This window comes from Paenirhodobacter enshiensis, assembly GCF_000740785.1.
GTDB classification, from domain to species: Bacteria; Pseudomonadota; Alphaproteobacteria; order Rhodobacterales; family Rhodobacteraceae; genus Rhodobacter; species Rhodobacter enshiensis.
In genome coordinates this window covers 63,739-83,771 of the sequence record NZ_JFZB01000009.1, presented here as the reverse complement: position 1 = coordinate 83,771, position 20,033 = coordinate 63,739, and the positions used below count along the sequence as shown (strand labels likewise).

The window sequence follows — 20,033 nt, the reverse complement described above, 5'->3', positions numbered from 1 at the left end:
GATCCGGCAGGGGACAGCACCGGCCCCGGCAGGTTTCAGCCCTCCGCGCAATCGGCGGTGCCCGAAGGCCGAGGCAGGGCTTTTCGCCGCGCCCGCGTCGGGTTAGACAGGACCAAAGCCGTCACCAGCCCGCGCGGGAGCTTCGTTGCCTCAACTCGAAAGATATATCCTGTCCAGGCTGATGGGGCTGTTCGGCTTCTTTGCGCTGGTGCTGGTCTCCGTTTACTGGGTCAACCGGGCGGTGGCGCTGTTCGACAAGCTGATCGGTGACGGTCAGACCGCCTGGGTGGTTCTGGAATTCACCTTGCTGACGCTGCCGAACGTGATCCGTCTGGTGCTGCCGGTGGCGGCCTTCGCAGCGACGATCTACGCGGTGACGCGGCTGTCGTCCGATTCCGAACTGGTGGTGATGCAGGCGGCCGGCGCTTCGCCCTGGCGTCTGGCGCGCCCGGTCGCGGCCTTCGGGCTGATCGTGGCGGCGATGATGCTGGTGCTGGTGCATGTCCTCGTGCCGGTGTCGCGGGCCGAACTCAGCGCACGGCAGTCCGAGATTGCCGAGAACATCACCGCGCGCTTTCTGACCGACGGCAGTTTTCAGCATCCCGTCGAAGGGGTGACGATCTACATCCGGCAGATATCGGAGCGGGGCGAGCTGCTGGACATGTTCATGTCCGACGCGCGCAATCCCGACATGACGACGATCTACACCGCGACGAAGGCACTGATCGTGCGCTCGGACAGCGGGCCGAAGATGGTGATGTTCGACGGGATGGCGCAGTCGCTGCGCCGCGCCGACACCAGCCTCGAGGTCACGCGCTTCACCGATTTCACCTATGATATAGCGGCGCTTCTGGGCGCGCCGTCAGCGGGACGGATCGACTGGGACGAAGTGCCGAGCTGGTCGCTGATCGCGCCCCCCGCCGCGCTGCTGAGCGCGACCGGATCGACCGTCGGCGCCGCCTGGTTCGAGATGAACAGCCGGATCGCGCAGGTGCTGCTTGCGCCGGTGGCGGCACTTCTGGGCTTCGCGGCACTGATGCTCGGCGGGTTCTCGCGGTTCGGGATGTGGCGGCAGGTGGCGCTTGCGGTGTTCGGGCTGATCGTGCTGCAGTTCCTGACCAATGCGGCCGACAGCGCGATGCGCGGCAAGATGGCGCTGTGGCCGCTTGCCTATGTGCCGGCACTGGCGGGCCTCGCCGCGACGGGGCTGATGTTGCACATCGCGGGCCGGCCGCGCCGCCCGGCACCCGAGCCTCTGCCCCAGTCCCTGCCGGTGGAGGGGGCCGCACCATGACGCTCTCCCTTTACATCGCGCGCCGGTTCCTGAAATCCTTCCTGATCGTCGCCGCAGCGTTCTGGGGGATCATCTTCCTGATCGAGATGGTGGAGAAGATCCGCTCTTTCGGCAATGCACAGATCGGGCTCGGACGCACGGCGGTTCTCGCGGCGCTCGCGGTGCCCCAGTCAATCTACACGATCTTGCCGCTTCTGGTGGCGATGGCGGCGATGCTGCTGTTCATCGGCCTCGCCCGCAGCTCCGAGCTGGTGGTGATCCGCGCGAGCGGTCGCTCCGCGCTGCGGATGCTGGCCGCGCCGGTCGCGGTGGCGCTGATCCTCGGCGTGCTCGCGGTCGTGGGCTTCAACCCGATCGCCACAGCGACCTCGAAACGCTACGACGAGCTTGCCGGCCGGTTCAGTGCGGGCGACGTGCAGTCGGTTTCGGTGGGATCGGGGGGGGTATGGATGCGTCAGGGAATGGGCGGCGACGACGGCACCCAGGCGGTGATCCATGCCGCGCGCGCCACGCTCGACGCGACGAAACTTTCCCGCGTCACTTTCCTGATCTTCGCCCCCGGCGAGGGACCGGTGCGGCGCATCGACGCCGACGAGGCCGTGCTGAGCCCCGGCGCCTGGCAGCTGAGCGGGGTCAAGGACTGGACACTCTCAGGCAGTGAGAACCCCGAGCTGTCGGCGAAAACCGCCCCCGCGATGACCCTCGGCTCCGATCTGACGCCAGAGCGCATCCGCGACAGCTTCGGCACCCCCTCGGCGGTGCAGATCTGGCAACTGCCGGGCTTCATCCGCGGCCTCGAAGAGGCCGGTTTCTCCGCCCGGCGCCACCTCGTTTGGTTCGAGATGGAACTCGCCCTGCCCTTCGTCTTCGCTGCGATGGTGCTGATGGCGGCGGCCTTCACCATGGGCCACGCGCGCTTTGGCCGCACCGGAGCGATGGCGCTTCTGGCGCTTGGCGGCGCGCTCGGGATTTTCTTTTTGCGCAACATCGCGCAGGTTCTGGGCGAGAACGGCGAGATTCCGGTGGTGCTGGCCGCCTGGGCGCCGCCCGCGATCGCGCTGATGCTTGCCCTTGCCCTGATCCTGGCCCGAGAGGACGGATGATGCCCCACCCCGCACACCCCGAAATTTCGGCGGCAATCTCTGCCCGGAGCGCGCCGCGGAAGGCTTTCGACGGGCCGTCTCGCCTGCACCGGGCGCTGGTTGCCGCGCTGATGCTGGGCGTGGCCTGGCCGGTGCTGCCGGCTGCGGCCGAAACCGGGCCGGGGACGAGCGCACCGGCGCCCGCCGCGACACAAACCGTCGCGGAAGGCACGGACATCGACCAGGCGGCGACACTGATCGCCGACCGGGTGGAGGTGACCGGTCCGGACACGCTGACCGCCGAGGGCAATGTCGAGATCCACTTCCGGCAAAACGTTCTCAGCGCGACGCGGGTGGTCTATGACAAGACCACCGACAAGGTTCAGATCGAAGGGCCGATGCGTCTTGTGCAGCCGGGGCAGACCGGCTCGGTGATGGTCGCCGACAGCGCAGAGCTGTCGAGCGATCTGCAAAACGGCATCCTGATCGGCGCGCGCATGGTCATGGCGCGCGAGTTGCAGCTTGCCGCCAACCGCGTCGAGCGCCGCGACGGCCAGACCACGACGATGACCGATGTCGTCGCCTCCTCGTGCCAGGTCTGCGCCTCGGACCCGACCCCGCTGTGGGAGATCCGCGCGCGGCGCATCACCCACACGATGGACGACCACCAGCTGCGCTTTGAAGACGCGCAGTTCCGCTTCATGGGGGTGCCGCTGCTGTGGACGCCGGCGCTGCGCCTGCCCGATCCGACGGTGAAGCGCTACCAGGGCCTGCTGCGCCCCGAGTTCCGCACCACCACAAGCCTCGGCCCCGGGCTGAAGCTGCCGTATTTCATCCCGGTCGGCAATTCGGCCGATGTGACGCTGACCCCCTATCTGTCGTCCGATTACACCCGCACGATGGGGATGCGCTATCGTCAGGCCTTCGAGGCCGGCACCCTCAGCGTCGAGGGCGCGCTGAGCCGCGACAGCATAGATCCGGGCACGAACCGCGGCTATATCTTCGCCAACGGCGCTTTCGCGCTGGAAAACGGCTACAACCTCGGCGTGCAGCTGCGGATGGTGACCGACCCGTCCTATCTGGTCGATTACGACATCACCGACGAGGACCGGCTGTGGTCCGGCGTCTGGATCGAGCGGGTCCGCCCCGACCAGCTGACCTGGATGCGCGCCGGCAACACCCACTCGATCCGCGACGGCGAAAGCAACGCCACGCAGCCGATGGGCTCGGCCGATTTCGTCTGGGAGCGGGTGATCCGCCCCGCCACCATCGGCGGCGAAAGCACCATCACCTGGGAGACCCACGCCCATCGCCGGTCATCGGATCTCGATTATGACACGCTGGCCGATGAAGACACCGTTTCGGACGGGCGCGACACGCTGCGCAGCTCGCTCAGTGCCGACTGGCGGCGCAACTGGGTGCTGCCGCAAGGCATCGTCGCCTCGGGGCTGGCGAACCTCAGCCTCGATACCATGCTGGTGCGCCAGGACGAGGTTTACAGCGGCTCGACCGTGCGCGGCCAGCCCACCCTGGGCGTCGAGCTGCGCTGGCCCTGGGCCAATACCTCGGGCGACGCCACCAACGTGATCGAGCCGGTCGCGCAGCTGCTGTGGTCGCCCGATTACCTCAAGCCGATCGTCGACGAAGACAGCCTGCTGACCGAATTCGACGAGGGCAACCTGTTCTCGTTCTCGCGCTTTCCGGGCGGAGACATGCGCGAGCAGGGCACGCGTGCCAATCTGGGCGTGACCTGGACGCGGATCGACGCCGCGGGCTGGTCCGTCGGCACCACCGTCGGGCGGGTGATCCGGGTCGACGACCTGAACCAGTTCCCCGAGGACTCGGGCCTCGACGGCACCTACAGCGACTGGCTTCTGGGCACGACCTTCACCGCCGCGAACGGGCTGACCATCGCCAACCGCGCACTGTTCGACGACAACTTCGACTTCGCCCGCGAGGAGCTGCGCGTGGGCTATCTTCAGGGGCGTTACTCGGTCGCGGCGGGCTATATCTGGATGCAGGCCAACGCCGCCGAGGGCCGCCCGCTCGATACCTCGCAGCTCGCGCTCGAGACCAAATGGGCCTGGAACGACGACTGGTCGAGCAAGATCATCACCCGCTACGACCTGACGGCACAGCGCGCCGCCAAGGCCGGGCTCGGGCTGGAATATGCCAACGAGTGCATGACCGTGGATCTTTCCCTCTCGCGCCGTTACACGTCCTCCACTAATGTGACGCCCGAGACCAGCTTCGGCTTCGCGGTGCAGCTGGCAGGGTTTGGCGCGAAGACGACGACGGGCAACACCACGCGCGTGTGCCGGGGCTGACCGGAGCGCGGGCAGGACGAAATGCAATGAAGAACGGACGACCGATGCGGAACATGGTGCGAATGACGACACTCGCGGGCGCGGCGCTGGCCACGGGGCTGACGCTGATCGCCCCGGGGCTGCCGGCCGTCGCGCGCGACACGGCGGCACGCCCCGCAGCGTCGGGCGGCCCCTATGCCACCGCGATCACGGTGAACGGTCTCGGCATCAGCAATTACGAGATCGAGCAGCGGATGGCGTTCATGCAGGCGCTGCGTCAGGCGGGCGATCTGCGCAAGCTGGCCGAGGACGCGCTGATCGACGACCGGCTGCGCGCCTGGCAGGCGACACGCGACGGCATCACCGTCAGCGAGGACGACATCACCAAGGGCATGACCGAATTCGCCGGCCGCGCCAATCTGAGCCTCGATCAGTTCACCGCGGAACTGGCGAAATCGGGTGTCGGAACCGCCACGTTCCACGACTTCGTGCGCTCGGGTCTGATGTGGCGCGAGGTGATCCGGGCCCGCTTCGCTCCGCGGGTCAAGATCTCCGACGCCGACATCGACCGGGCGCTTCTGGTGGAATCGCGGCGCGGACAGAACGCGCGGGTGCTGCTGTCCGAAATCATCATCCCCGCCCCGCCCGAGCATCTGGACGAAGCGCGGGCGCTGGCGAAGCAGGTTGCGGCGGTGCGCGGCGAGGCGGCATTCTCCAGTGCAGCGCAGCAGGTCTCGGCCTCGCAGTCGCGCGACAACGGCGGCAAGATCGACTGGCTGCCGCTCGGCAATCTGCCGCCGGTGCTGCGCGATGCGGTTCTCGCGATGAAGCCCGGCCAGGTCAGCGCGCCCATCGACCTGAACGGGGCGATCGGCGTGTTCCTGCTGCGCGATTTCGATGCCGGAACCGTGTCGAAAGAGGCGCAGAGCCTCGGCTATGCCACGCTCGCGCTCGGTCCGGCCGGGTCCGAGGAAACGCAAAAGCTGGAAGCGCGGATCGCCTCCGATGCGCACAGCTGCGACGATCTTTACACCATCGCGAAGGACCGCCCCGGCGCGCTGAGCCGCATCGCGCCGACCCCGCAGGGCCAGATCCCGCCGGTGATCGCGGTCGAGCTGGCACGGCTCGACATCGGCGAGACCGGGGTTCTCGATCTCGGTGCCGGGCGGACGCTGGTGATGCTGTGTTCGCGCACCGCCGCGGCCGGCGATGCAACGCCCGATGGCGGACAGACCCCGGATCTTGCCCCGGCCCCCTCGGCGCCGAAAGGACCGGGCATCGAATCCACCAAGGCCGAGGATGCCGTCCACGCCAGCGAGTCGCTTCCGGGCGGCGCGCAGCGCGACCAGATCCGCCAGCAGCTGATGAATGTGCGGCTCTCGGCCTATTCCGAGAATTTCCTGGCCGAACTGCGCTCGGATGCCGTGGTCGTGCGCAAATGAGCCGCGATCCCGCTTCCGATCTTCCGGTGATCCTGACCTGCGGCGATCCTTCGGGCATCGGCCCCGAGATCGCGGTGGGGGCGTGGCAGGCGCTCGGTGCGGCGCTGCCCTTCGTGTGGCTGGGCGATCCGGCACATCTGCCGCGGGGCACGAAATACCGCGAGATTGCGACCCCCGCCGAGGCGATGCTGCACGCCGGCGCCGCCCTGCCGGTGCTTCCCCATCCGTTTCCCGCCGCCGCGCGCCCGGGCGACCCGGAACCCGCAAACGCTCAGGCGGTGATCGACGTGATCGCCCGCGCGGTCGGGATCGTGCAGGCCGGTGAGGGGCTTGCGGTCACCACCGCGCCGATCAACAAGAAGGTGCTGAAGGACGGGGCGGGATTTCCGTTCCCGGGGCATACTGAATATCTGGCGCATCTGGCGGGCGATGCCGAGGTCGCGATGATGCTCGCGTGTGAAACCGTCGATCCGCCGATCCGCGTGGTGCCGGCGACGATTCATATCGCGCTTTCAGAGGTGCCGAAGGCGCTGACCCCCGAGGTGCTGCGCCGCGCCATTCAACTGACCGCCGAAGGGCTTTCGCGCGACTTCGCCATCGACAATCCCCGCATCGCGGTGGCCGGGCTGAACCCCCATGCCGGCGAAAACGGCGTGATGGGCACGGAGGAACGCGACTGGATGCGCGACGTGATCGCGGGGATGCGGTCCGAAGGCTATGCCGTCACCGGGCCGCTTCCGGCCGACACGATGTTCCATCCGGCGGCGCGGGCGCGTTATGATGCGGCGGTCTGCGCTTATCACGATCAGGCGCTGATCCCGATCAAGACGCTGTCTTTCGACGGCGGGGTGAACGTGACGCTGGGGCTGCCCTTCGTGCGGACCTCGCCCGATCACGGGACGGCCTATGACATCGCGGGCAGCGGGCGCGCCAGCCCTGCGAGCCTGATCGCGGCGCTGAGGATGGCGGCGCGGATGGGATCGGCGCGGCGCGGCTGAAACCGGCATCGCTTGCGGGTGAGCGCGCCGGGGGGCTGTCTGCCCCCCGAACCCCCCGAGGATATTTGAGGCAAAACGAAGGAGACAGGGCCGGATGGCGACGATCGACGGGCTTCCGCCCCTGCGCGAGGTGATCCGCGACCACGAGCTGGTGGCGAAGAAGAGCCTTGGGCAGAATTTCCTGCTGGATCTGAACCTGACGGCGCGGATCGCGCGCTCGGCGGGGGATCTGGCGGGCTCGGACGTGCTGGAGATCGGGCCGGGACCCGGGGGGCTGACCCGCGGGCTGCTGGTCGAGGGGGCGCGGCGGGTGCTCGCGGTCGAGAAGGATCCGCGCTGCATGGCGGCGCTCTCCGAGATCGCCGCCGCCTATCCCGGGCGGCTTGAGGTCATCGAGGGCGATGCGCTCGAGGTCGATGTGCGCGCCCATCTGACGCCGCCGATCCGCATCGCGGCGAACCTGCCCTACAATGTCGGCACCGAGCTGCTGGTGCGCTGGCTGACGCCGCCCGAGTGGCCGCCGTTCTGGCAAAGCCTGACGCTGATGTTCCAGCGCGAAGTGGCCGAGCGCATCGTCGCGAAGCCCGGCACCAATCATTACGGCCGGCTGGCGATCCTGGCGCAGTGGCGCTGCGACGCCAAGATCGTGATGAGCCTGCCGCCCGAGGCCTTCACCCCCGCGCCCAAGGTGCATTCGGCGGTGGTGCATCTGACCGCCCTGCCCGAACCGCGCTATCCGGCCGATCCGAAGGTGCTGGAACGCGTGGTCGCGGCCGGGTTCAACCAGCGCCGCAAGATGCTGCGCGCTGCGCTGAAAAGCGTGCATCCGCAGATCGAAGCGCTGCTCGAAGAGGCCGGCATCCCGCCGACCGAGCGCGCCGAACGGGTGTCGATCGAGGCGTTCTGCCGCCTCGCCCGGCTGGTCGCCGCCGCCTGAGGCGCGCAGATCCGGGCCGGGGAACTCGCCTGCACTGACGCCTCTCATGCAGATCCGGGTCGGGGTGACTGCGGGCCGGCCCGCAGCCCCATCCGGGCCAGGACGTCGGTCGTATCCTTGCTCGCAGCAATAGCGGCCGCACGGCAAAATCGAGAATTAACTCACACGAAAACAAGGGGAATGTCCGGTCCGTCGGGGTGCGGTTCCCCCCGGTGTGCCCGGTTTCGCGCGGATCAGCCTTGCTTCTCCACGCCCTGACCATGTGCCGAATACCGACGCCCGATGCGGGCCCCCGTCGCATGACCCGGAAAGCGAAAAGGGCCGCCCGTCAGGGCAGCCCTTCGATACCGTCATCCGAACGGACGGATCACTCGTTGGCGATCTTCGCCTCTCCGGCATCGTCCTTCGCGCCTTCGGCCTTCGGGGCCTTCGGAGCGGCGGGCTTGCGCGGGCTGCGACGGCGCGGTTTGCGCTCGGGAGCGGCTTCGGCCGGGGCCTCGGCGCTCTCGGCCGGAGCAGCGGTCACCGGCTCAACGACCGGAGCCACCTCGGCGCGCATCTCGGGCGTCTCGACCAGACCGGGACCTTCGTCCTCGACCGGCAGGAACGCCTCGGGCATGGCATCGTCATCGGCATCGGGCGGCAACACGGTGCCAAGCGGGGCACCGGCAGTCTCGCCACGTTCCTCGGGGGTGTCGCGCTCGAAGCGATCCTGGCGGTCGCGGCCCTGCTGGCCGTTCTGACCGCCATTGCCGTTCTGCTGATAACTGCGCTGACGCTCTTCCTGCTCGCGCGCCATCTCGCGCTGCGCCTCGCCCAGAAGGCGGGTGTAATGCTCGGCATGCTGCAGGAAGTTCTGTTCGGCCACGCGGTCGTTGCCGAGCTGGGCGTCACGCGCCAGCGCCAGATATTTCTCGATGATCTGCTGCGGCGTGCCGCGCACCTTCCCCTCGGGGCCCGAACTGTCGAACACCCGGTTGATGATGTTGCCGATCGAGCGTTGACGGTTCGACTTGTTGCGCGAACGGGATTTAGAGGATCTCATTGGCCTTCATGGGTTGTGCCCTTCGGGGCGCTGAAGTCCGGGCCGGTCGGGCATCTTGCCACGCGCCGGACCCGCCGTGCGATCAAAGGGCTGCATTCGGCGGCTTTCGCCTCAGACCTTCGATGCGCAGTGTGAGCTGAGCTGCGCACCGGAAAAATCTCACGGGACGCCTGCATCACTAAGCACTTCCCGCTCAGCCGTGCAAGCGCCAAAATGCGCCGGGAAAATAAATAATGCGTTTCGCTTTCAGGGCAAGGTCGCGAAAATGCAGCGGTCGCGACCGTCGAAATCGCGCAGCACCTCGGGCGCCGGAAAACCGTCCTGCCGCAGCATCTGACAGACCGCGTCGGCCTGGGTCGGGCCGATCTCGAGACCGATGCGGCCACCCGGGGCCAGATGCGCGGCCGCCCCCGCCGCAATCGCGCGATAGGCATCGAGCCCGTCGCCGCCCGGCGTCAGCGCCGCAAGGGGTTCCCAGTCGCGCACGTCAGGGGCAAGGCCGGCCATCTCGTCCTCGGCGATATAGGGCGGGTTCGAGACGATCAGATCGAACGTCTCCCCGACCGAGGCGAACCAGTCCGAGCGGCGGAATTCGATCCGATCCGAAAGGCCGAGCAGTTCGGCATTGTCGCGCGCGACGGCCAGCGCCGCTTCGGACAGATCCGTCGCCAGACCGCGCGCTTCGGGCCGTTCGGCCAGCAGCGTCAGCGCGATGCAGCCGGTCCCGGTGCCGAGATCGAGCACGCGGGTGAACGGCGCCGAAAGCGCCGCCTCGATCAGGATCTCGGTCTCAGGGCGCGGATCGAGCGTGTCTTGGGTGACGCGAAACTCGCGGCCCCAGAACAGCCGCCGGCCGGTGATCTGGGCGACCGGGCGATGCGTTGCGCGCGCGGCGATGGCGGCGTCGAAGCGTTCCCCGGCGCCGTCGGGCATCTCGTCTTGCAGCACGAGGATCAGACGGTCCGGCGAAAGGCCGAGCGCATGGGCCAGCAGATAGCGCGCATCGGTGCCGGCACCGTCGATCCCGGCCTCCTTCAGCGCACGCGTGCCGAACACCAGCGCCTGTTGCGCCCTCACCCCTCCAGCTCCGCGAGCTTCGCGGCCTGATCGTCGGCGATCAGCGCGTCCACGACCGGATCGAGGTCGCCGTCCATGATCTGGCTCAGCGAGTAAAGCGTCAGGTTGATCCGGTGATCGGTCATCCGGCCTTGCGGGAAATTGTAGGTGCGGATCCGTTCCGAGCGGTCGCCCGAGCCCACCTGCGACTTGCGGTCGGCCGAGCGTTCGCCGTCGATCCGCTCGCGTTCGCGCTCATAGAGCCGCGCGCGCAGCACCGCCATCGCGTTGGCGCGGTTCTGGTGCTGCGATTTCTCCGACGAGGTGACGACGATGCCGGACGGAAAATGCGTGATCCGCACCGCGGAATCGGTCTTGTTGACGTGCTGACCGCCCGCGCCGGTCGAGCGATAGGTGTCGATGCGGATGTCGGAATCCTTCACCTCGATATCGACATCTTCCGCCTCGGGCAGAACGGCGACCGTCGCGGCCGAGGTGTGGATGCGCCCGCCCGCTTCCGTCGCAGGGACGCGCTGCACCCGGTGCACACCCGATTCGAACTTGAGGCGCGCGAAGACGCCCTCGCCCTCGATCCGGGCGGTGGCTTCCTTGACGCCGCCAAGCTCGGTCTCGGTGAAGTCCATCAGCTCGAAGCGCCAGCCCTTGGTCTCGGCATAGCGCTGATACATGCGCAGAAGGTCGGCCGCGAACAGCGCCGCCTCCTCGCCGCCGGTGCCGGGGCGGATTTCCAGAATCGCCGGGCGGGCATCGGCCGCATCGCGCGGCAGCAGCGCCAGACGCAACGCCTGCTCCATCTCCGGCAGGCGCGCTTTCAGCCGCGGCAGCTCGTCCTCGGCCAGCGCTTTCATCTCGGGATCGGCAAGCCAGCCCTCGGCCTCGGCCAGATCGTCGAGCAAGCCGCGATAGGCGGCGAATTCCTCGACCACCGGCTTCAGCGCGGAATATTCCCGCGACAGCTCGGCGATTTCATGGGGAGCGGAGGCCGCGTTTAGCCGCGCCTCGACATAGTCGAAGCGCTGCGCGATCTGAACGAGTTTGTCCATCGGAACCATGTGCTGCCTGTGCCCCGTTCGCGCCTGCGGGTCAAGCCTGCCGTTCGGGCCCCACCGGCCGTATCCCCTGATTTCCGCCCCCGTGGCCTTTACCTTCGGCCCCCTTTTCTTATATGAACAATCAACTTTATCGGAGCCGGACAGAGCATGACCACCGAAGCCGAAACCCCCGAACCCGCCGCCCGGCCGACCGAAACCGCGACGCCCGAAGCTGCTGCGCCCGAACTGACCGAAGGCGCGCCGCTGATCCGCCCCTCGACGACCGAACATCCGCTGTATGACTCGGTCGCCGATGCCTGCCGCACGGTGTTCGACCCGGAAATCCCGGTGAACATCTACGACCTCGGGCTGATCTACACGATTGCGATCAGCGATGACGATGTGGTGAACATCGTGATGACGCTGACCGCGCCGGGCTGCCCCGTGGCGGGCGACATGCCGGGCTGGGTGCAGAACGCCGTCGAGTCGGTGCCCGGCGTGCGAGAGGTGAACGTCGAGATGACCTTCGACCCGCAATGGGGCATGGACATGATGTCGGACGAGGCGCGTCTGGAACTCGGCTTCATGTAAGCCGCGACCGCCGGCCTCCGCGCGACCTGACGCGGAGGCTTTGCGCCCCCGCCCCTTGCCGCGGAGCGTTTCAGCCCCAGGTTGGGCTGACAGAGAGGCCCGGGCGTCGCGGCGCCCACGGACTCCCCAGCTAACCACGGAGATCGGACATGACCGACACATTGTTTTCGCCCGGACGCCTCGGCGCGATCGAGATCGCCAACCGCATCGTCATGGCGCCGCTGACCCGCAACCGCTCCTTCGACCGGGTGCCGACGGCGCTGATGGCCGAGTATTACCGCCAGCGCGCCGGCGCCGGGCTGATCGTGTCGGAAGGCACGCAGATCTCGCCCGTCGGTCAGGGCTATGCCTGGACGCCCGGCATCCACACGCCCGAACAGGTCGCGGGCTGGAAGACGGTCACCGAGGCGGTCCACGCCGCCGGCGGCAAGATCGTATGCCAGATCTGGCATGTCGGGCGAATTTCCCTGCCGACGATCATCGAAGGCGGGCTGAGCCCGGTCGCCCCTTCGGCGATCTCGGCGCATTCGAAGACCTTCGACGGCAAGGGCTTCGCCGAGACCGGCGTGCCCCATGCGCTGAGCGTCGAAGAAATCGCTGCCACGCTGAAGGACTATGCCCATGCGGCCGCCTGCGCCATCGAGGCGGGCTTTGACGGCGTCGAGATCCACGCCGCCAACGGCTATCTGATCGACCAGTTCCTGCGCGACACCTCGAACACCCGCACGGACGGCTATGGCGGCCCGATCGCGAACCGCGTGCGCTTCCTGAAAGAGGTCGTCGCGGCGGTCGTGGGTGCCATCGGCGCCGGGCGCACCGGCATCCGCCTCTCGCCCTGGTCGAACGCCAACAACGTCGGCATCGACAGCGACACGCCCGCCCTCTTCGCCGAGGTCGCGCGCGAGATCAACGCCGCGAACCTCGCCTTCGTCCATGTGGTCGAGGGACAGACCGGCGGCCCGCGCGACTGCCCCGAAGCGGAGCTTGTCGCGCTGCGCGAGGCCTTCACCGTGCCCTATATCGCCAACAACGGCTATGACGGCGCGATGGCGGCCGAGGCCGTGGCCTCGGGCAAGGCGGATGCGGTGGCTTTCGGCCGGCCGTTCATCGCCAACCCCGACCTGCCCGCGCGCCTCGAACAGGGCGCCGCGCTGAACCCGCTGCGCCCCGAGTTCCTCTATGGCGGCGGCGCCGAGGGCTATACCGACTATCCCGCGCTCGGCTGAGCCCGGAAACCATCGCCCGGACGGGCGCCTTGTGCGCCCGCCCTCCCCGCCTTATCCTGTTCACCTGCCGGGCGCCCGATGCCCGCGCCAAGGAGAGACCCGATGTTCGCCATGCCCGGCAAGCCCCCCGTCACGCTGACCCCCGCCGCCGTCGCCCAGATCGCGCGCCTGATGCAGCGCGAGAATGCGGCCGGCTTCCGCATCGGCGTCAAGAAGGGCGGCTGCGCCGGCATGGAATACACCATGGAAATCGCCGCCGAGGCCGACCCGATGGATATCGTGGTCGAGGAAGGCGAGGCCCGCGTGCTGATCGCGCCGCTCGCCCAGATGTTCATGATCGGCACCGAGATCGACTATGAGGTCGGCGTGATCGAATCCGGCTTCAGGTTCCACAACCCGAATGTCGTCGAGACCTGCGGCTGCGGCGAGTCGATCAAGTTCCGCGATATCTCCGAGGGCTGAGCGCCCCTTTGCCGAATGTTTGCGTTATCACGGGGTTGGCAGCGCATTTTGCGCTTTCGCACCGGCCCGGCCCTGACCTAGATAGGGTCAGCAATGGAGGCTTCGGATGCGCAGAAAGCTGGCGGCAGGCAACTGGAAGATGAACGGCCTGAGGGCCGATCTGGCCGAGATCGAAGCCATCTCTGCCGCCATGGGCCTCAGCCCCGATCCCGCCGCCCGGGCCGAGGTGCTGCTGTGCCCGCCCTCGACGCTTCTGATGAACGCCGCCGATATCGCGCAGGGCCGCATCGCCATCGGCGGGCAGAACTGCCACCGCCTGCCCTTCGGCCCGCATACCGGCGACATTTCGGGGCCGATGCTGATCGACGCGGGCGCAAGCCATGTCATCCTCGGCCATTCCGAGCGCCGCATGGACCACCGCGAAACCGACGCCAAGGTGCGCGAGAAGGCGCTTTACGCCCATTCCATCGGCCTCGTCACGGTGATCTGTCTGGGCGAGACCGCCGAGGACCACGACCTCGGCCAGACCGTGCGTATCGTCGGCCGGCATCTGCAGCACTCGCTGCCCGAGGATGCGACCGCGGCGAACACCGTCGTCGCCTATGAACCGATCTGGGCGATCGGCTCGGGCAAGACGCCGACGCCCGCCCAGATCGCCGAGGTCCATGGCTTCATGCGCACCCAGCTGATCGAGCGCTTCGGCGCCGAGGGCGAAGGGATGCGGCTGCTGTATGGCGGTTCGGTGAAGCCCGGCAACGCGGCCGAGATCTTCGCCGTGCCCGAGGTCGATGGCGCCCTCGTCGGCGGCGCCAGCCTGACCGCGCGCGACTTTCTGCCGATCGTCGAGGCGCTCGAACGCAGCTGATCGACGTCAGGCCCTGACAAAACGAAACCGGGCCCCATCACGGGGCCCGGTTTCGTTTTCAGCGGTGCTTCGGTCCGAAGGAAGTGACGCTCAATGCGTCCAGTTCGACCGGCGGCCCGAGGCGAAGTTGTCGCCATAGCCCATAAGACGGGCGTTCGGCGCGCGCTTGTGCGGCTCGCTCACGGCGTAATCGAGGCGGTGTTCCCGGGCATAGACCTCGGCCGCCTCGCGGCTGTCGAAGCTCAGGCGGATCTGCGTTTGCGTATCGTCGCTGCTGGTCCAGCCCATCAGCGGGTCGATCTGGCGCGCATCGGCGGCTTCGAATTCCAGAACCCAGGCCCTGGTCCTGGCCTGACCCGATTGCATCGCCGTCCGTGCCGGCTGGTAGATGCGCGCGCGCATGGGTGCCCCCGTCCTTGTTTCGCCCCGATTTACGCGCCTTTCCCCCGCCTTGGCAAGGCCGCTGCAGCAGTGCCGTCGGGGAATGCCTCCTCTGCACCGGCCGAGACCGCTTGAAAGAGAACGGAAAGTGATCAAATGTAAGCCACGCCCGACCCGCCTGCCCCGGAGGCTCCGATGCCGCATAACAACTCCAACCTGCCGACCGAACGTTTCGACGTTCTGACCAAGCCGAAGCTGGAAGGTGGGCGGCGGTTCGTGATGAAAAGCGAGTTTTCGCCGGCGGGCGACCAGCCCACGGCCATCGCTGAACTGACCCGTGGCATCGACGCGGGCGAGCACGATCAGGTGCTGCTTGGCGCGACGGGCACCGGCAAGACCTACACCATGGCCAAGGTGATCGAGGCGACGCAGCGCCCGGCGATCATCCTCGCCCCCAACAAGACCCTCGCCGCGCAGCTTTATGGCGAGTTCAAGGGCTTCTTCCCGGACAACGCCGTCGAGTATTTCGTCAGCTATTACGACTACTACCAGCCCGAAGCTTACGTGCCGCGCACCGACACCTACATCGAGAAGGAGTCGATGATCAACGAGCAGATCGACCGGATGCGCCACTCGGCCACCCGGGCGCTTCTGGAGCGTGACGACGTGATCATCGTGGCCTCGGTCAGCTGCATCTACGGTATCGGCTCGGTCGAGACCTATTCGGCGATGACCCAGGATCTGACGGTGGGCCAGCTCTACGAGCAGCGCAAGTTTCTGGCCGAACTGGTGGCGCAGCAATACAAGCGCCTCGATGCCGCCTTCCAGCGCGGCAGTTTCCGGGTCAAGGGCGACACGGTCGATCTGTGGCCGGCGCACCTCGAAGACCGTGCATGGCGCTTCAGCTTCTTCGGCGAGGAGCTTGAAAGCATTATCGAATTCGATCCCCTGACCGGGCAGAAGACCGACACGTTCGAACAGATCCGCATCTATGCGAACAGCCACTACGTCACGCCGCGCCCGACGCTGCAACAGGCGGTGAAGCAGATCCGCGTCGAACTCGCCCACCGGCTTAAGCAGTTCAACGACGAGGGCAAGCTCCTTGAGGCGCAGCGTCTGGAGCAGCGCACCAATTTCGACATCGAGATGCTGGAGGCCACGGGCATGTGCTCTGGCATCGAGAACTATTCGCGCTACCTGACCGGCCGCGGCCCCGGCGAGCCGCCGCCGACGCTGTTCGAGTTCATCCCCGACAACGCCATCGTCTTCGCCGATGAATCCCACGTCACCGTGCCGCAGATCGGCGGCATGTATCGCGGCGACTTCCGGCGCAAGGCGACGCTCGCGGAACACGGCTTCCGCCTGCCGTCGTGCACCGACAACCGCCCGCTCAAGTTCGAGGAATGGGACGCGATGCGGCCGCGCTCGATCTTCGTCTCGGCCACGCCCGGCAAATGGGAGCTGGAGCAGACCGGCGGCACCTTCGCCGAGCAGGTGATCCGCCCGACCGGCCTTCTCGACCCCGAGATCGAGATCCGCCCGGTCGATACCCAGGTCGATGACGTGCTCGACGAGATCCGCAAGGTCGCGGCGAAGGGGCTGCGGGTGCTGGTGACCACGCTGACCAAGCGCATGGCCGAGGATCTGACCGAATATCTGCACGAACAGGGCGTCAGGGTGCGCTATATGCACTCGGACATCGACACGATCGAGCGCATCGAGATCCTGCGCGATCTGCGCCTCGGCGCCTTCGACGTGCTGATCGGCATCAACCTGCTGCGCGAGGGGCTCGACATCCCGGAATGCGGGCTGGTGGCGATCCTCGACGCCGACAAGGAGGGCTTCCTGCGCTCGGAAACCTCGCTCGTGCAGACCATCGGGCGCGCCGCGCGCAACGCCGACGGGCGGGTGATCATGTATGCCGACAGGATCACCGGCTCGATGGAGCGTGCCATCGGCGAGACCGACCGGCGTCGGGCGAAACAGATGGCCTACAACCTCGAACACGGGATCACACCGCAGACCGTGCGCAAGAATGTCGATGACGTTCTGGCGGGGCTGTATCAGGGCGATACCGACATGGCGCGCGTCACCGCGAAGATCGAGGCGCCGAAGGTCGGCGCGAACCTCGCCGCGCATCTCGACGAGCTGCGCACCAAGATGCGCAAGGCGGCCGAGAACCTAGAGTTCGAGGAAGCCGCGCGGATGCGTGACGAGATCAAGCGCCTCGAAGCGGTCGAACTTGCGGTGGCCGAGGACCCGCTGGCGCGGCAAAGCGCGGTCGAGGAAGCGGCCGAACAGGCGGTTCAGGCGCGCGGCCGCTCGACCGCCGGGCGCCCCGGACAGCGCGGCGGGGTGAAGCGCAAGCGCAAGTTCTGAGTATGCCCGAACCGGTCGAGAAACGGTCGTTCTTTCCGCCCGATGACGCGCGGCCATGCGTTGCGATCCGTTTTCCGAACCGCTATCAAGGCACTACGGCCCCGTAGCTCAACTGGATAGAGCACGGACCTTCTAAGTCTGGGGTTGGGGGTTCAAGTCCTCCCGGGGTCGCCAATTGCTTGAAATATCTACATAAAATGGACATCCGCCCCCGGTAGCGAAGCCCCATGGCGATTCAGGTCGTTGACGCGCGGCTCGCAGAGCAGATCGGCTCCGGTCGGGTGACCTTCGGCACCGCCGACAACGGAAGGACCGGCCTCGACGTGAGCGAAGGCGAGAGGAACGCAGACCTCAATCGCTGCGGCAGCTCTCACCCTGACGGTCATTTCAGACGGCGCAGGCAAAAGGGAAATACGGCTGTGTGCCGCGCTGCGGGCAAACGACAGAATGCCCCACCCCGCGGGCCGGTTGGTTTAAGCGTATCTCTCCGACGGTGACCGTCTGACGGGGTTTCGGCGGCGGCGCCAGATCCGGCCTGATGACCCACCACAGGTTCAGACCCGAAATCGAAGTTCTTTCTGCCGCTGAGTGCCGCACCAGCGACACAGGAGCGATCCAGGCCAGATCGGGACAACGACACCTGGGGTCCGTTACATGAGTTTCGGCCCGCAACTCCGACGCGGGTCGCACGATGGCCCGGGCGGACCGGCGGCCCCGACCGGCAAGACACGAGCTGCCCCGCCTGTCACGAAACGCTCATGGCCCAGCCGGGGCCGGGACACCTCGCCATGGCGCTTCCTTTTTGTCCTGTGAAGGGATCGCCCCCACGGGCTCAGACACAGCCGCCATCGGGGCCATTTTCCATCGGCGAAAATGCCGTTCGGTTACGATGAAAACGCACGGTCCTGCCATTTCCGCACCATGCTGCGGCGCCAGCACATTTCCGGCGTCAGATTCTGCTTTCCATGAGCTTTCGGGCAGAATCTGACGATATCCCCCTCGCCCCGGGAAATTCCTTCGAAGAACGACCCGAAAACCTGACACCGATCCCCCGCGGCGGAACAGGCCGATATGTTCTCAGATCGCCCATATTAAATTCACTTCGCTCGAAATATAGGCAAACATGCTCAGCCCGCCACGTTCATCGGTCTGCCTCGTTTCCCGAAATTCCGTTTCCGCGCCATACCTTGGCGCGTCATTCCGGCCCGGTTCGAGTTTCCCGAGCCAATGGTTCGTCAAATGCTTCTGCACACTTTCCAAACGTCTCGGCCATGGTCCGACGCATTGACGACAGGAGGCCGGCGACATGGACCAGAACGAATTCGACTACATCATCATCGGAGCGGGCTCCGCCGGCTGCGTCCTCGCCAACCGGCTCTCGGCCGATCCGAAGGTGCGGGTCTGCGTGATCGAGGGCGGCGGCAGGGAAAGCGCGCCGAACGTGCGCGTGCCGGCCGGAATCCTGTCGCTCTACGGCAATCCGAAATACGATTACGCCTATATGAGCGCGCCGCAGGAACATCTGAACGGCCGCCGCATCCCGGTGAACCGCGGCAAGGCGCTCGGCGGATCGTCGAGCATCAACTCCATGCTCTATGTCCGCGGCCGGCCGTCGGATTACGACGAATGGCGCGATCTCGGATGCGCGGGCTGGGGCTGGGACGACGTCCTGCCGGTGTTCAAGGACCTTGAGGACAACCGCATCGGCCAGTCGCCCGCGCTGCACGGCACCGGAGGCGAGCTGCATGTCGACCGCGCCCGCGACCCGAACCCGGTGGACCGGATATTCATCGACGCCGGCCGCGCCGTCGGGCTGAAGGAGAACGAGGATTTCAACTCCGAGGTTCAGGAAGGCCTCGGCATCTACAACGTGACGCAGAAGGACGGGCTGCGCTGGTCGTCCTACCGCGCCTTCCTCGACCCGGTGAAGACCCGGCCCAATCTGACAATCCTGATCCACAGCGAGACCCGGCGCATCCTCGTCGGGAACGGCCGCGCGACGGGCGTCGAGATCGCGGGCGAGGACGGGATCCACACGCTGTCGGCGCGCCGCGAAGTGATCCTCGCCGCCGGCGCCATCGGCTCGCCCACCGTGCTGTTGCGCTCGGGCATCGGGCCGGGGGCGATGCTGAAGGCGGCGGGCGTCGCGGTGGTGCACGATCTGCCGGGCGTCGGGCAGAACCTGCGCGATCACGTCGACGGTATGATCACGGTGCGCTCGGCCTCGACGAAGACACTGGGGCTGTCGCTCGGCAATCTGCCGGCGATGATCGCGGCGCCGTTCCAGCTTCTGTTCGCCCGCAAGGGGATGCTCGAAACCAATTACGTCGAGGCCGGCGGCTTCGCCCGCACGAAATATGCCGGTGACGAGCCCGACATCCAGTTCCACTTCGTGCCGGGCTACCGCAGCCACCGCGACCGGCTGGTCGAATACGGCCATGGCTACGCCGTTCACACCTGCGTGCTGCGCCCGAAGTCGGTGGGCGAGATCCGCCTCTCGCCGCAGCGCGAGATCGAGATCGACCAGAAGTTCTTCTCGGACCCGCAGGATGCGAAGGTGCTGACCGAGGGCATCAAGATCGCCCGCGCGATCTTCGCCGACAGCGCCTTCGACGCGATCCGCGGCAAGGAGATGCTGCCCGGCGCCGAAGTGGCGAGCGATAGCCAGATCCTCGATTACCTCGTCAGCCATGCGACGACCGTCTATCACCCGGTCGGCACCTGCAAGATGGGCCGCGATGCGCTGGCCGTGGCCGATCCCGACACGCTGAAGGTCCACGGCATCGAGGGGCTGCGCGTCGCCGATGCCTCGATCATGCCGACGCTGATCGGCGGCAACACCAACGCCCCCACCATGATGATCGGCGAGCGCTGCGCCCGCATGATCCTCGGCACGCTCTGAGCGACAGGAGACCCG

Annotated in this window: 16 protein-coding genes and 1 tRNA gene; 13 read left to right on the top strand and 4 right to left on the bottom strand. The window is 67.3% G+C overall.

The genetic code is table 11. The features are described 5' to 3' along the window. Positions 1-145 precede the first annotated feature (145 nt). From lptF to rsmA, 6 genes are all read left to right on the top strand, one after another. The gene (lptF, locus tag CG50_RS07125; RefSeq protein ID WP_036636501.1) at positions 146-1,294 is read left to right on the top strand and encodes an LPS export ABC transporter permease LptF; all 1,149 of its coding nucleotides are present in this window, start codon (positions 146-148) and stop codon (positions 1,292-1,294) included. After that, on the top strand, positions 1,291-2,397 hold the full coding sequence (gene lptG / locus CG50_RS07120) for an LPS export ABC transporter permease LptG (RefSeq protein ID WP_036636500.1): 1,107 nt from the start codon (positions 1,291-1,293) through the stop codon (positions 2,395-2,397). Before lptF ends, lptG begins: the two co-directional genes overlap by 4 nt. Continuing rightward, entirely contained in the window at positions 2,397-4,703 is a 2,307-nt protein-coding gene (locus tag CG50_RS07115) for an LPS-assembly protein LptD (RefSeq protein WP_051909669.1), read from the top strand. The genes lptG and CG50_RS07115 overlap by 1 nt, the downstream gene beginning before the upstream one ends. Positions 4,704-4,729: 26 nt before the next feature. After that, positions 4,730-6,124: a peptidylprolyl isomerase gene (locus CG50_RS07110; RefSeq protein ID WP_051909667.1), complete on the top strand. Its 1,395-nt coding sequence runs from the start codon at positions 4,730-4,732 to the stop codon at positions 6,122-6,124. Continuing rightward, positions 6,121-7,122 carry a 4-hydroxythreonine-4-phosphate dehydrogenase PdxA gene (gene pdxA, locus CG50_RS07105; protein WP_036636498.1) on the top strand — a complete coding sequence of 334 codons (1,002 nt, stop codon included), beginning with the start codon at positions 6,121-6,123 and terminating at the stop codon, positions 7,120-7,122. The genes CG50_RS07110 and pdxA overlap by 4 nt, the downstream gene beginning before the upstream one ends. Positions 7,123-7,216: 94 nt before the next feature. After that, positions 7,217-8,059 carry a 16S rRNA (adenine(1518)-N(6)/adenine(1519)-N(6))-dimethyltransferase RsmA gene (gene rsmA, locus CG50_RS07100; protein ID WP_036636494.1) on the top strand — a complete coding sequence of 281 codons (843 nt, stop codon included), beginning with the start codon at positions 7,217-7,219 and terminating at the stop codon, positions 8,057-8,059. A 367-nt stretch (positions 8,060-8,426) separates the two neighbouring features. Here rsmA and CG50_RS07095 read toward each other — a convergent pair whose 3' ends face one another. The 3 genes from CG50_RS07095 to prfA all read right to left on the bottom strand — a co-directional run bounded on the left by CG50_RS07095 (position 8,427) and on the right by prfA (position 11,233). Next, positions 8,427-9,104 carry a DUF4167 domain-containing protein gene (locus CG50_RS07095; RefSeq protein WP_036636493.1) on the bottom strand — a complete coding sequence of 226 codons (678 nt, stop codon included), beginning with the start codon at positions 9,102-9,104 and terminating at the stop codon, positions 8,427-8,429. A 246-nt stretch (positions 9,105-9,350) separates the two neighbouring features. Further along, positions 9,351-10,181: a peptide chain release factor N(5)-glutamine methyltransferase gene (prmC, locus tag CG50_RS07090; protein ID WP_051909665.1), complete on the bottom strand. Its 831-nt coding sequence runs from the start codon at positions 10,179-10,181 to the stop codon at positions 9,351-9,353. After that, a complete protein-coding gene (prfA, locus tag CG50_RS07085; protein WP_036636492.1) occupies positions 10,178-11,233 on the bottom strand; it encodes a peptide chain release factor 1 in 1,056 nt (351 codons plus the stop codon). The genes prmC and prfA overlap by 4 nt, the downstream gene beginning before the upstream one ends. A 147-nt stretch (positions 11,234-11,380) precedes the next feature. Between prfA and CG50_RS07080 the strand changes: the two genes are divergently transcribed. The 4 genes from CG50_RS07080 (at position 11,381) to tpiA (ending at position 14,356) form a co-directional block, all read left to right on the top strand. Next, the gene (locus tag CG50_RS07080) at positions 11,381-11,803 is read left to right on the top strand and encodes an SUF system Fe-S cluster assembly protein (RefSeq protein WP_081880324.1); all 423 of its coding nucleotides are present in this window, start codon (positions 11,381-11,383) and stop codon (positions 11,801-11,803) included. A gap of 149 nt (positions 11,804-11,952) precedes the next feature. Beyond that, positions 11,953-13,029: an alkene reductase gene (locus tag CG50_RS07075; protein ID WP_036636491.1), complete on the top strand. Its 1,077-nt coding sequence runs from the start codon at positions 11,953-11,955 to the stop codon at positions 13,027-13,029. A 102-nt stretch (positions 13,030-13,131) separates the two neighbouring features. After that, positions 13,132-13,491, top strand: coding sequence for a HesB/IscA family protein (locus CG50_RS07070; protein WP_036636489.1), 360 nt, complete (start codon positions 13,132-13,134; stop codon positions 13,489-13,491). 106 nt (positions 13,492-13,597) lie between these two features. Next, positions 13,598-14,356, top strand: a complete 759-nt coding sequence (tpiA, locus tag CG50_RS07065; protein ID WP_036636488.1) for a triose-phosphate isomerase — start codon at positions 13,598-13,600, stop codon at positions 14,354-14,356. A 90-nt stretch (positions 14,357-14,446) separates the two neighbouring features. Here the strand turns inward: tpiA and CG50_RS07060 are convergent, their stop codons facing one another. Continuing rightward, positions 14,447-14,758, bottom strand: coding sequence for an ETC complex I subunit (locus CG50_RS07060; RefSeq protein WP_036636486.1), 312 nt, complete (start codon positions 14,756-14,758; stop codon positions 14,447-14,449). A 174-nt stretch (positions 14,759-14,932) separates the two neighbouring features. Here CG50_RS07060 and uvrB point away from each other — a divergent pair, with 174 nt between their 5' ends. The 3 genes from uvrB (at position 14,933) to CG50_RS07045 (ending at position 20,018) form a co-directional block, all read left to right on the top strand. After that, positions 14,933-17,116: an excinuclease ABC subunit UvrB gene (gene uvrB, locus CG50_RS07055; RefSeq protein ID WP_036636484.1), complete on the top strand. Its 2,184-nt coding sequence runs from the start codon at positions 14,933-14,935 to the stop codon at positions 17,114-17,116. A gap of 97 nt (positions 17,117-17,213) precedes the next feature. After that, positions 17,214-17,290: transfer RNA gene (locus CG50_RS07050), tRNA-Arg, on the top strand. Between the two features lie 1,132 nt (positions 17,291-18,422). Further along, positions 18,423-20,018 (top strand): GMC family oxidoreductase, encoded by a 1,596-nt coding sequence (locus tag CG50_RS07045; RefSeq protein WP_036636482.1) that lies wholly within the window; start codon positions 18,423-18,425, stop codon positions 20,016-20,018. Positions 20,019-20,033: the final 15 nt, after the last annotated feature.